Genomic DNA, 12416 nt, shown 5'->3' on the forward strand with positions numbered 1-12416 from the left:
ATCAAAAGGGCCTCTCCCATCGTAAGCACGAATATCTTGCTGTAGCCGTCGGGGACTACCTGGTTGCCGTCTTCGGTGGCGCTGATCTCAACGCCGTCGCCCACTAAGGTTACCTTGCCCGCTGTAGCCTGCAACGTTCCGGCATCCGCAGTACAGGACTCTACCTCAACGGGTGCGCCCGGCACGTCCAGCGAGGCACATAAACCGTTCTCTATAACTATGTTCAGCACGTCAACACCCGTGGTGGTCGGGCCCACGACGCCAAGGTCCAAAAAGTTGGGGCTGTCCGTCCTGCCGTCGAACACCAGCGTGTGGATCGTGTACATGCCCGCCTCGGTCACCTCGAACACGGGAGCGTCCATGTTAACGCCCTTGATCAAAAGGGCCTCTCCCATCGTAAGCACGAATATCTTGCTGTAGCCGTCGGGGACTACCTGGTTGCCATCTTCGGTGGCGCTGATCTCAGCACTATCGCCTACTAAAGTTACCTTGCCTGCCGTAGCATGCAACGTTCCGGCATCCGCAGTACAGGACTCTACCCCCACGGGTGCGCCCGGCACGTCCAGCGAGGCGCACAGGCCGTTCTCTATAACTATGTTCAGCACGTCAACACCCGTGGTGGTCGGGCCCACCACGCCAAGGTCCAAAAAGTTGGGGCTGTCCGACCTGCCGTCGAACACCAGCGTGTGGATCGTGTACATGCCCGGCTCCGTTACATTGAATACCGGTGCTTCTTGGTTCACTCCCTTGATCAAAAGGGCCTCTCCCATCGTAAGCACGAATATCTTGCTGTAGCCGTCGGGGACTACCTGGTTGCCGTCTTCGGTGGCGCTGATCTCAACCCTATCGCCTACTAAGGTTACCTTATCCGAATAGGCGTGCAACGTGCCCGCGTCCGCAGTACAGACAGGTTCTTCATCTAAAATGGTAATCGTGTAGGTTTTAGTGTCACACTTAACAATGGCGCGGTCAAACTTATAAATGGAAACCCTAATTCTAAAATCACCGGTACCCAAATCCCACGCGGAATTTCCTGAGGGAAATGTGTAAGGTAGGAGGTTTTCAACTATAGTATACGTTTGATGCGTCTGTAAATTTTCAACAGTGTATTTCGCACTTTGTGAATATCCATGGACGTTTACATCCAAGTAAAAATGTTCTGGTAAGTCATTAATATTGTAAACGCCATTATTTTCAAGCGGAGCTGTTTCATGTCCATTAGAAAACTCAAGGTTTTCAATTTGACCACAAACAGTATTTGCAAAAACATTGGGTGATAACAATAAAAAAGTAAAAAAAACTAGTAAAAATGATTTGGGGGTTTGGAAGGATAATTTTTCTTTCATTCTTATTTTGTTTATTTATTTTGTTGTAAAGTTAAACAAAATAATTTAATGTTTAAATTTTTACATTTATTATTAAACAAAATATTTAGTGAAATTAACAAAAGTGGTTCTTGTGAAAGCATTATTCTGTACCGATATCTCTCACTTTACAAAGGGAATGAGCTCTCAAAAATGAAATAACTCGAGCAAGATTATTTCCAAAAGTGGATAGATAAATTGCTAGAATTCACTCTAATCAAAGCATTATTTGCAAGAGGTTTAATGGAGCTTAAGACAGGTTACATCCGCTCCGGCACATCAATCCCCAGCAAAGTAAAAGCATTTTTAATGGTTTGGGCTACAGCTTTTGATAATTGTACGCGGAATACCTTTTCATTCTCGTTTTCTGCACCCAAAATGGAAACGTTTTGGTAAAACGAGTTAAACTCCTTGACCAAATCATAGGTGTAGTTTGCGATTAAAGCAGGGCTATGTTGCTCCGCGGCATACTGAATGGTTTCTGGGAATAATTGAAGTTGTTTGATTAATTCGCGCTCTTTTTCGTGTAAATGCACTTCGACAGAGTTTATGCTGAGCGCTGTCGAAGTACTCAACCTGACAGCGTTATTTAAATCGGCCTTTCTTAAAATCGATTGAATCCTAGCATAGGTATATTGAATAAAAGGCCCTGTATTTCCCTGAAAATCGATAGATTCTTTTGGGTCGAACAAAATGCGCTTTTTGGGATCGACTTTTAGAATAAAATACTTTAAAGCCCCCAAACCGATAGTTTTATAAAGTTGCTTCTTTTCTTCTTTGGAGTAACCGTCCAATTTTCCCAGTTCTTCTGAAATCTCTTCAGCCGTGGTTGCCATTTCAATAATTAAATCATCCGCATCCACCACCGTACCTTCCCTACTCTTCATTTTTCCACTAGGTAAATCCACCATACCGTAACTTAAATGGTACAAGTTTTTTGCCCATTCAAATCCTAACTTCTTCAGTATTAAAAAGAGTACTTTAAAATGGTAATCCTGCTCATTTCCAACGGTATAGACCATACCTCCAACATCAGGAAAATCTTTGATACGCTGAATGGCAGTACCAATATCCTGGGTCATATAAACCGCAGTACCATCAGCTCTCAACACGATTTTTTTATCCAACCCCTCATCGGTCAAGTCGCACCACACGGAACCGTCGTCCTCTTTAAAAAACACTCCAGACTTCAATCCTCCAGCCACAAATTCCTTTCCTAACAAATAGGTATCGCTTTCATAATATAAGGTATCGAAATCTACCCCCAAATTCTTGTAGGTCTCATCAAAACCGTCATAAACCCAGCTGTTCATGGTTTTCCATAGCGCAACTACCTCTTTGTCACCTGCTTCCCATTGGCGAAGCATATCCTGTGCTTCCAACAAAATAGGTGCATTCTTTTTAGCATCATCTTGCGATTGTCCGCCGGCAACCAATGCCTCTATTTCCTTTTTATACTCTTGATCGAATTTTACATAATAATTCCCGACCAACTTATCCCCCTTAAGGCCAGTACTTTCAGGAGTTTCGCCATTCCCAAATCGCTGCCATGCCAGCATACTCTTGCAAATATGGATCCCCCTATCATTGATAATCTGGGTTTTGTAGACCTTTTTCCCGGATGCTTTCAGTATTTCAGCGACACTGTAACCCAAAAGGTTGTTGCGAATATGTCCTAAATGCAGAGGTTTGTTGGTGTTTGGAGACGAATATTCAACCATAATAGCCTTTTCATCAGCATTAGGCGATACAAATCCATAATTTTCATCATTCTTTATACTGTCGAAGAAGTTCAAATAGTAAACATCACTGATCTCAATGTTTAAAAAGCCCTTTACAACGTTAAAGCCTTTGACCTCATCCACATGATTCACTAAGTAATCACCGATAGTTTCACCGATAACGGCAGGATTTCCTTTCACAAAACGCAACATTGGAAAAATAACCAAGGTAATATCGCCTGCAAATTCCTTTCGGGTAGCTTGAAATTCTAGAGCCTCTAAATCTACTTGATATTCGGTCGAAACAGCTTGCTTTACATGTGCAAAAAGGATATTTTGAAGGCTCATCATCTTGTGGTTATAGGCTGGCAAAGATAACAAGTTTTTCAAGTTATTTCTAACAATAATTCTAAGCCTAAATTGGGGTTATAGCTTAAAAAGGTCAAACTTGAAGGATATTGAATGTTAGACATTTATTCCAGATAAAATCTGATGATTTTTTGTTGTCTACATTTCGTCGATAAAAATGCCGTTTTTCTATGTTTTTTGCCGTTAATCTATTCGTCGATTTTTTCAAAAATACCAGGGCTCCCTTTATCTAATATTTTGGTAGAAAAACCCATAAATTAGAATATCAAGGGGCTTTTTGCAACTTTTGCTTTGCGAAGCTATTATTGAACAAAAAATTGGATCAATCAACCGACCCCAATAAAGACTACTTGATCTCCCTCAACCAAGCATCTTTAGATAGTAGCTTTGAGATAAGCTATAATTTAAAAGCTATATGAGGAAGATAATTACCCTGATTTTATTCTTACCCGTATTCCTAGGTTTTGCTCAAACCAAGGAAATAGATAGCCTATCCATTGCTTTAGCTTTCCAGACCTCTGACACCCTTAAAGTTGATACCTCCCTCAAACTGATAGAATACCTTTTCGAAAACAAAGACTACGATCGTGCCATAAAATATATAATTGAAAGTGATAAGCTTTCATCCAAAATCGGTTACAGAGATGGTATAGCTAAGACCACATATTACAAAGCTTTGATTTATGCCCGAAAGAGCGATTACATTAATGCCATAGATGGTTATACCAAGGCAAAGGCTCTTTTTAATCAGCTAAAGGATACGCTTAACGTAGCCAAAGTAAACAATAGCATAGGCCTAATTGAGATTGAGCGTGGCAATTATTCTAAGGGGCTACAATATTCACTTTCTGCTATAAAGGAGTTAGAGAACCGTAATTTGTACGAAGAATTAAGGACAGCCTATGCCAGTTTGGGAAGAGCTTACTCTGAAATTAATGATATGAATAAGGCCATTGAATTCAATACCAAAGCCTTAGAAATTCAAGAACAACTTAACGATAATGAAGGTATAAGCAATTCAAGTCTTAAATTGGCAGAACTCTATTCCAAAATAAAAGAGCACCGAAAGGCCATTGATTTTTACGAAAGGGTACTGGCGGGCAAAAATGGCAAAAACGATTCGCTACGAAGTGAAATACTTCCAAAATTAGGTGGAGAGTACCTTAACTTTAATGATTACGATACCGCGACTAAATATTTAATTCAAGGCTTAAATCTTAACAGGAAAAACCGAAACCAGCAAAATTTGATGGTTACTTTGCATAATTTAGGAAGTTTAAATTTAAGCCAAAACAGATTAATTATTGCGGAGCAACAACTGCTAGAAGCCGGAGCCATTGCCAGAAGGCTTAATGATAAAGAGGAACTTTTAAAGCATTATAAGCTAATGAAGGCTCTGGATTCCACCAAACGGAAATTCGACGGAGCTTTTGTTTGGCAACGCAATTATTATAACCTAAAAGATAGTTTGGAAAAAGCCAAGACCAAACCAATATCCGAAACCGTTAAAATCCCTGAAGAAGACCTCAACCTAAATTTCGACCAAGAGGAAGCCAAAATAGAAGCTGATCTTGAAAATAAAGAACAGATTATAACCGAAAGTCAGGACAAGTTAACCCAATTTAAGTTGTTCTTTTATATTTTATTGGGCGCGCTTGCTCTGGTTTGTATATTCTTGGTCTGGGTTTATATGAAACGTAATAATAGCCTGAAATACGCTCAAGAACTTGAAGAAAAGAACCTAAAAATACAGTTGCAAAATGAAGCTTTTGTGGAGCAGACCAAGCACCTGGAAAATATCAATAACGTAAAGGACAAGTTGTTCTCGATAGTTTCGCACGATTTGAAAGACTCTTTATCGTCCATTAACGGGTTTATTGATTTGCTCAGGGACGGTTCTCTGTCCCGGGAAGAGTTTGATAACTTAATTCCCGAATTGAGCGAAAATGCCAATAATGCTTCTCTTTTATTATTCAATTTATTGAATTGGTCCAAATCCCAAATGCAGTCGCTGAAGCCAAGTCCGAGCTTATTCGATATACAGGAGGTATTTGAGGAAAAAGTGAAGCTAGTTGAGCAACGCTTGGAGAGCAAAGGCATTGAGCTGGTAGACCATTCGCTTCGAGATTTCGCTTATGCTGATAGAAGCATGATTGAAATCGTTATCCAAAATCTATTGGCCAATGCCTTAAAATTCTCAAGAAAAGGTGATAAGATTACCATTTCAAACCACATCAGCAATGGCACCTGTATTCTCAGCATTGCTGATACTGGAGTAGGTATTTCTCAGCACAATATCGAAAAACTCTTTAAAAGTAGTAGTTTCACTACTATGGGAACCAATAATGAAAAAGGTACTGGCTTAGGACTTTCGATTTGCAGAGAGTTGGTAGAACTTAACGGCGGTAAAATTTGGGTGGAAAGCACCGTGAATGTTGGAAGTACATTCTACGTTCAATTGCCGAAATCCAAACCCAACGGCGATCACTAATTTAATTTAGGCAAAAATACCTCTGCCATCATACATCGAGCACTTCCTCCTCCACAAGTTTCAATTGTATTCAGGTCACTTGAAAGGATTTCACAATGCTTCTCAATAGCATTGATTTGCTGTAGAGAAAGGCTGTCATACGCCGATTGGCTCATAATCAAATAGCGCTCATCATTTTGTGCCCTTACCTGCAACATATTGCCCGCAAATTGGGCTACTTGTTTTTCTGTAATATCAATAATTTCTTTACCATCATCTTTTAAGTGTTTGATAACATTTTTGCGTTCCTTTTTGTCATCAATACTACTTAGACAAATTACGACAAACGTCTCTGCCACGCACATCATTACATTGGTGTGGTAAATCGGTTTCCGGTGCCCATCGACTGTTTGGTTGGCCGTGAACACAACAGGAAAATATTCAAAATCCTCACAAAACTCAATAAACAAATCCTCATTGGCCCTAGGCGATAATGCACAATATGCTTTTTGGTTGGCGCGGTCTAAAATCACACTTCCAGTGCCTTCCAAAAACACTCCTTCCTCTTCGGCACCGGTATAATCAATAATGTTATTGATGATGAACCCCTCGGATTCCAAGGTTTCCAAAATATCTTCTCGACGCTCCAATCTCCTGTTTTCAGCAAACATTGGATACAAGCCTACATCCCCATTTTCGTGAAAGGACACCCAGTTATTGGGGAAGATAGAATCGGGGGTATCCGTTTCTATTCTGTCATTTGCCACAATAACATTTACACCTATATCACATAACTTTTCAACATAGCTATCAAACTCGTTTTGCGCTTTGGCGTTAATGGTTTCAGGCAAAACACCGTCAATGGATTCTTGATAATAGTTGTTAACAGCTGTCTGCTCGTTCATTCTAAAATTAACGGGACGCACCATTAATATGGTATTTGTAGTTTGTTGCTTCATATTTAAATTTAATCTCTAAACAGTGGCAAAGTGGTGCAACGCAACAACCCCTCTTGCTTTCCTATTTCAGCATAGGGTACTTCCTCAACTGTGAAGCCTTGCGCTTGAAGCCAGTTATTCAATCGGGTAAAACTGCGTTCGGAAATTATAACATCTTCTGAAATTGAAAACACATTACTGTACATATCGTACATTTCATCCTTTGTAATCTCAAATAGGTTTTCCTTTCCAAAGAAGTTAACTAGCCAATTATATTCTTCCTCTACCAAAAACCCGTTTTTATGGATAATGGCTTTTCCCTTTCCTAAAGGATTGAAGCAACAATCTAAATGAAGTGCATTCTCACGGGGATTGGTATTGGATTTTCTCAGTTCGAAAGATTTTACTTTTTTGTTAGGAAATAAATCCTGAATGGCGCCAACAGCTTGAATATTTGTTCGAGCCGTAATCAAATTTGAATAATCCTCTCCCGAGTAAGTACCCATAAAAATATAGTCATTCCATGGCATAACATCCCCACCTTCAACATGGCAATTCTCCGGTAAAATAATACGTTTGTCTTCGGACACCTGATTCCAGATATAATCAATGGCATGTACTTCTTCCTCGCGATGGGGCAAAATATTGGCCTCAATCATGATATCATCAATTACAAAGGCGATATCTCTTGAAAAAATTTGATTACAATTTTCAATGACTTCAGGACGATATACTTTAACATCGTACTTTTTTAATACATCCAAAACGGCATTCATCTCTTTTATCATAGCAGCCTCGGTTGGATATGTGCCCGCCAAAATATGCTCGATACTTTTTGGGTCGTAACAATCCTCAATGTTAGGAACGGGCCCAATGCTTTCAGCGGTGCCTAAAACGACCGAACGTAATCTTGAAGTCTCATTTTGAACATTTAATTGTATCATTTTTTCGACTAATATTTTCGAGTTTTTGAAAGTGCTAAACTACGGATTAAAATGTAATTTTTGAATTATTCTCAAAAATAACAGAAATAACAAAAAAAGCTTCATGAAAACATCATGAAGCTTAACAATATTATAATCCCCTAAGCACTTTATCTTTGATCAATCGGCTTAAACGATCTTTCTGTTGCACCAACATACAATTGTCTTGGGCGACCGATTGGCTCCTTGTTCAATCGCATTTCACGCCATTGTGCAATCCACCCTGGTAAACGTCCCATTGCAAACATTACTGTAAACATTTCAACTGGAATACCCATAGCCCGGTAAATGATACCTGAATAGAAATCTACATTAGGGTACAATTTTCTATCTACAAAATATTGATCTTCCAAAGCTTCTTTTTCCAAGCCTTTAGCAATGTCTAAAATAGGATCTTCAACACCTAAATCAGCTAGAACCTCATCAGCAGCCTTTTTGATAATTCGTGCCCTCGGATCAAAATTCTTATAAACTCTATGTCCGAAGCCCATCAAGCGGAAAGGATCACTTTTATCCTTGGCCTTCGCCATATACTTTTTAGTATCTCCCCCATCTTCCTTAATGGCCTCAAGCATTTCCAAAACAGCTTGGTTAGCGCCTCCATGCAAAGGTCCCCAAAGTGCAGAAATTCCGGCCGCTATAGAAACAAATAACCCTGCATGGGATGAACCTGTGATCCTCACCGTCGAAGTAGAACAATTTTGCTCATGATCTGCATGCAAAATCAATAATTTATCCAATGCATCCCTAACGATCTCATTAAGTTCAAAATCCTCATTGGGCTGTTGGAACATCATTTGCATTAAATTATCAACGTAGCTTAATTTTTTAGAGCCATAATTTAAAGGCAAGCCTTTCTTTTTGCGCATCACCCAAGCCACCAATACAGGGAACTGCCCCAATATTTTAACAATGGCTCTATACATCTCTTCCTCAGAGTCCACATTTACCGAAGATGGATTAAATGCAATTAATCCACTCGTTAAAGAAGAAAGCACACCCATAGGATGGGCATTCTTAGGAAATGCATCAAGAATCTTGTGTACGTCCTCATCCACCATTGAATTTTCCATGATATCATGATGGAACTTCGCCAATTGCTCTGAGGTCGGCAACTCACCAAAAATCAATAAATACGCCACTTCCAAAAAGTCGGCTTTTTCAGCAAGCTCTTCAATTGAATACCCTCTGTATCTTAATATACCCTTTTCTCCATCTAAAAACGTAATGGCACTTTCACATGACCCAGTATTTTTATATCCGGAATCTAAAGTAATGACCTTACTCACACCTCTAAGTGTTCTAATGTCTATTGCAACTTCATTTTCTGTTCCTTTTACAAGAGGAAACTCATATTTTTCTCCATTAATTTCAAGCGTAGCGGTATCTGACATGTATTTGTAGTATTTAATTTTTTGGAAGTGCTAAATTACGAAATATCTGCTGATTTCTGAAGTTGATTTCTAAAGGTTTTATTAATTGAGATATTGCTAAAATTAATACACAAAAAAAGTGGTTATTTCAAGAAAAGAACTACTTTGATAATTTAATTTCAATCGGGATTTGTTCTTACCTTTTAAGCACTTTTCATGCTGAAAACAATCTCTCAAAGCCCATCGCCTTTGGTTCTGTTGACTAATTAAACTGGACAAACTCGGGATGAGGCAAAAACGTTTCCAAAAGAAAAATAAGACCTTCCTTTGAAATTAATGTTATTGAAATCAAGATACTTATTAGAAGTAGCGCCACAGAAAGATTATTTTGCTTTAAAGCCTCTACCTCCTTGATATGTTTCGTCATCACTTTTACCAAGAAAAACGCGCCCATTTGTATTAAGGAAATCGTTAGAAATCCAATCAACAAACTAATAGTCGAATATTTGAGAACTTCTAAATACAGGTTCCCGTCGGTATTCGTTTTTATGAGCTGAACTGCATTGATAATTGAAGGAATGATAGCACTAAGTAAATATCCTATGCTGAAAATTATTCCCGAAAAAAATATGCTCAAGGCCAGATTATCGCTGTCAAACTTGCTTTCATTCAATTTAAATGCCTTAATCAGAATTTTGTACGAAATGAAAAATATCACAATTGACAAGAAAATTGAAATTATCACTTGGCTTAAGGCGAGATAAAATAAGTCCATTTTTTAAGATTTAGTATTAAATAAAAGTTCGAAATCCCATTTTTTGATATCTGACCATTCAGGATGCAAATAGCCAATAGGGCAACCACGAGTGGTTGTTTCTACAAAATAATATCTTTTATTGTTAATTGATTTAAACTTTCCTGTAGCAGGAATGTGAATCCCTAAAATTGAATGCTTATAAGCCTGACTATTCAGGATAGCAATATCGTAATTAAAGCGAGAAAGCAAGGTAAAGAGCAAAACGGTTCGTGTATCGCAATCACCCCTTAAATGGGAGATAAACTCTGCAGGTGCATAAAGCCCTAGTTTTATATTTCCATAGCAAGGTTTGATGTCCAAACTATCGCATCCCCTGCTCAAAATCAGGTTATACGGAATATCCTGAATGGCAGATATCATCAATTCGGCAAATTCTACTCTACTCAATTTTTCCTGTTGCTGGTAACTATAAAAGGTCTCGGCCAATTCATTTATCAATACTTGGTCGTTGCCACTAAGCTGTTGGTAAAAGTCACCCCATTTAAATCCAAACGTCACTTTATAATTACTCCTATTTCGAGTGGATAGTTCCACATTATCAAAATTTATTTTGAAAGGCAGGGTATGTGGTTTTCTGCTGAAATCCCTCCAATTTTGAGTACTTAAATAGTATTTTTCTACCTCTCCATCAATACTATCGGTATACAAGGTAACCGATTCATCCACAATTCTTGGTTTTGAAGGCTTAGGAGCCTTTTTTACGCTTAGGGCGATCACACAAAAAAATAGGATGGCAAATACTAATTTAAAAATCTCAAACAAAAGAAACCTAAATGAATTTTTATGACCATAAATCTTTTCCCTATTTGACCAAACATATACGAATATGGCAGCTGCCAATCCAATCATCAAGACTAATATAGGCCTGTTAGTTATTGAATCAAAAGCTACACTTAAGATGATGACCAACGTTAACAGTACTGCAATAATTAGCATAGCACCTACCAGCAGATGATACAATAATTGAAGATAGTTTCTAATAATTTCTTTAAACTTCAATACGGGAGAATGGGTTAAAAACAAAAAATCCTGTTATCGATGATAACAGGATTTTAATATAATAAGAAAAACTAATCTATTTTACTTTAAACGCTTTTTCCTGAGGAAAATAAGCTACAGAGCCCAGCTCCTCCTCGATACGAAGCAATTGATTGTATTTGGCCATACGGTCGCTACGCGATGCAGAACCAGTCTTGATTTGACCACAATTTAATGCCACCGCCAAATCTGCAATGGTATTGTCTTCGGTTTCACCCGAACGGTGTGACATTACTGAAGTGTATCCAGCATTTTTCGCCATGTTTACCGCCGCGATAGTTTCGGTTAAAGAACCAATCTGGTTTACTTTAATCAAAATTGAATTGGCAATACCATTTTCGATACCTCGCGATAAACGCTCCACATTGGTTACATATAAATCATCACCAACCAATTGCACTTTGTCACCAACTTTTTCAGTTAAAGATTTCCAGCCGTCCCAATCATTTTCATCCATTCCATCTTCAATAGAAATAATTGGATATTTTTCGCAAAGTTCAGCTAAGTAAGTAGCTTGCTCTTCAGAAGTTCTTACCACTCCGGTATCACCTTCAAATTTTGTATAATCGTATTTGCCATTAACATAAAATTCTGCAGAAGCACAATCCAAAGCGATTTTAACTTCGTCTCCAAATTTATATCCAGCGTTTCCAACAGCTTTACCGATAGTTTCAATAGCATCTTCGGTGCCATCCAAAGTCGGAGCAAATCCACCCTCGTCACCTACCGCTGTAGATAAATTTCTATCGTGCAATACTTTTTTCAAATGATGGAAAATCTCCGTCCCCATTTGCATGGCATGCGTAAAGTTTTTGGCCTTTACCGGCATAATCATAAATTCCTGGAATGCAATTGGTGCATCACTGTGCGAACCTCCATTGATAATGTTCATCATAGGAACTGGCAACGTGTTTGCAGAAACACCTCCAACATATCTATATAAAGGCATATTCAACTCATTAGCCGCTGCTTTTGCTGCAGCCAAAGACACACCTAAGATAGCATTAGCGCCTAACTTTGATTTGTTTGGCGTACCATCCAAATCAATCATGGTTTGGTCGATAAAGTTTTGCTCAAACACAGAAACGCCAAGCAATTCCTCAGCGATTACTGAATTTACGTTATCTACGGCTTTTAAAACGCCCTTGCCCATGTAAGTATCTCCTCCGTCACGTAATTCTACGGCTTCATGCTCTCCTGTTGATGCTCCCGATGGTACGGCAGCTCTACCTAATACTCCGTTTTCAGTAATTACATCTACTTCCACAGTCGGATTCCCTCTTGAATCGAGGATTTGTCTTGCGTGGATATTAATAATTGCACTCATAATTGGTTGTTTTTTT

General features: G+C 38.7%; 9 protein-coding genes. 1 reads left to right on the forward strand and 8 read right to left on the reverse strand.

Features of this window, described 5'->3' with window-relative positions; all coding sequences use genetic code 11:
- Together H7U19_RS12920 and argS are read right to left on the reverse strand one after the other, a co-directional pair.
- Positions 1–1346: hypothetical protein (locus H7U19_RS12920; RefSeq protein ID WP_222597435.1), on the reverse strand; the 1346-nt coding region annotated here is incomplete at its 3' end.
- A gap of 278 nt (positions 1347–1624) precedes the next feature.
- On the reverse strand, positions 1625–3433 hold the full coding sequence (argS, locus tag H7U19_RS12925) for an arginine--tRNA ligase (protein ID WP_186563422.1): 1809 nt from the start codon (positions 3431–3433) through the stop codon (positions 1625–1627).
- 436 nt (positions 3434–3869) lie between these two features.
- Here argS and H7U19_RS12930 point away from each other — a divergent pair, with 436 nt between their 5' ends.
- A complete protein-coding gene (locus H7U19_RS12930) occupies positions 3870–5945 on the forward strand; it encodes a tetratricopeptide repeat-containing sensor histidine kinase (protein ID WP_186563030.1) in 2076 nt (691 codons plus the stop codon).
- On the opposite strand, the gene ctlX is transcribed toward H7U19_RS12930, so the two are convergent.
- The 6 genes from ctlX to eno form a co-directional block, all read right to left on the reverse strand.
- Positions 5942–6883 carry a citrulline utilization hydrolase CtlX gene (gene ctlX, locus H7U19_RS12935; RefSeq protein ID WP_186563032.1) on the reverse strand — a complete coding sequence of 314 codons (942 nt, stop codon included), beginning with the start codon at positions 6881–6883 and terminating at the stop codon, positions 5942–5944. The two genes, H7U19_RS12930 and ctlX, sit on opposite strands and share 4 nt — an antisense overlap.
- A gap of 8 nt (positions 6884–6891) precedes the next feature.
- The gene (locus tag H7U19_RS12940; protein WP_186563034.1) at positions 6892–7806 is read right to left on the reverse strand and encodes a dimethylarginine dimethylaminohydrolase family protein; all 915 of its coding nucleotides are present in this window, start codon (positions 7804–7806) and stop codon (positions 6892–6894) included.
- A gap of 149 nt (positions 7807–7955) precedes the next feature.
- Positions 7956–9239, reverse strand: coding sequence for a citrate synthase (locus H7U19_RS12945; protein ID WP_186563036.1), 1284 nt, complete (start codon positions 9237–9239; stop codon positions 7956–7958).
- Positions 9240–9480: 241 nt separating this feature from the next.
- Positions 9481–9993 (reverse strand): DUF350 domain-containing protein, encoded by a 513-nt coding sequence (locus tag H7U19_RS12950; RefSeq protein WP_186563037.1) that lies wholly within the window; start codon positions 9991–9993, stop codon positions 9481–9483.
- A 3-nt stretch (positions 9994–9996) separates the two neighbouring features.
- Positions 9997–11034: a hypothetical protein gene (locus H7U19_RS12955; protein WP_186563039.1), complete on the reverse strand. Its 1038-nt coding sequence runs from the start codon at positions 11032–11034 to the stop codon at positions 9997–9999.
- Positions 11035–11110: 76 nt separating this feature from the next.
- Positions 11111–12400 (reverse strand): phosphopyruvate hydratase, encoded by a 1290-nt coding sequence (gene eno / locus H7U19_RS12960; protein ID WP_186563041.1) that lies wholly within the window; start codon positions 12398–12400, stop codon positions 11111–11113.
- Positions 12401–12416 lie beyond the last annotated feature (16 nt).

Source organism: Hyunsoonleella aquatilis (assembly GCF_014270105.1).
Classification (GTDB): domain Bacteria; phylum Bacteroidota; class Bacteroidia; order Flavobacteriales; family Flavobacteriaceae; genus Jejuia; species Jejuia aquatilis.

What these genes read in the sequence shown, in the direction of transcription:
- H7U19_RS12930 (WP_186563030.1), top strand. Translation starts at nt 3,870, where the DNA reads ATGAGGAAGATAATTACCCTGATTTTATTCTTACCCGTATTCCTAGGT.
- H7U19_RS12940 (WP_186563034.1), bottom strand. Translation starts at nt 7,806, where the DNA reads ATGATACAATTAAATGTTCAAAATGAGACTTCAAGATTACGTTCGGTC.
- eno (WP_186563041.1), bottom strand. Translation starts at nt 12,400, where the DNA reads ATGAGTGCAATTATTAATATCCACGCAAGACAAATCCTCGATTCAAGA.
- H7U19_RS12945 (WP_186563036.1), bottom strand. Translation starts at nt 9,239, where the DNA reads ATGTCAGATACCGCTACGCTTGAAATTAATGGAGAAAAATATGAGTTT.
- H7U19_RS12950 (WP_186563037.1), bottom strand. Translation starts at nt 9,993, where the DNA reads ATGGACTTATTTTATCTCGCCTTAAGCCAAGTGATAATTTCAATTTTC.
- argS (WP_186563422.1), bottom strand. Translation starts at nt 3,433, where the DNA reads ATGAGCCTTCAAAATATCCTTTTTGCACATGTAAAGCAAGCTGTTTCG.
- ctlX (WP_186563032.1), bottom strand. Translation starts at nt 6,883, where the DNA reads ATGAAGCAACAAACTACAAATACCATATTAATGGTGCGTCCCGTTAAT.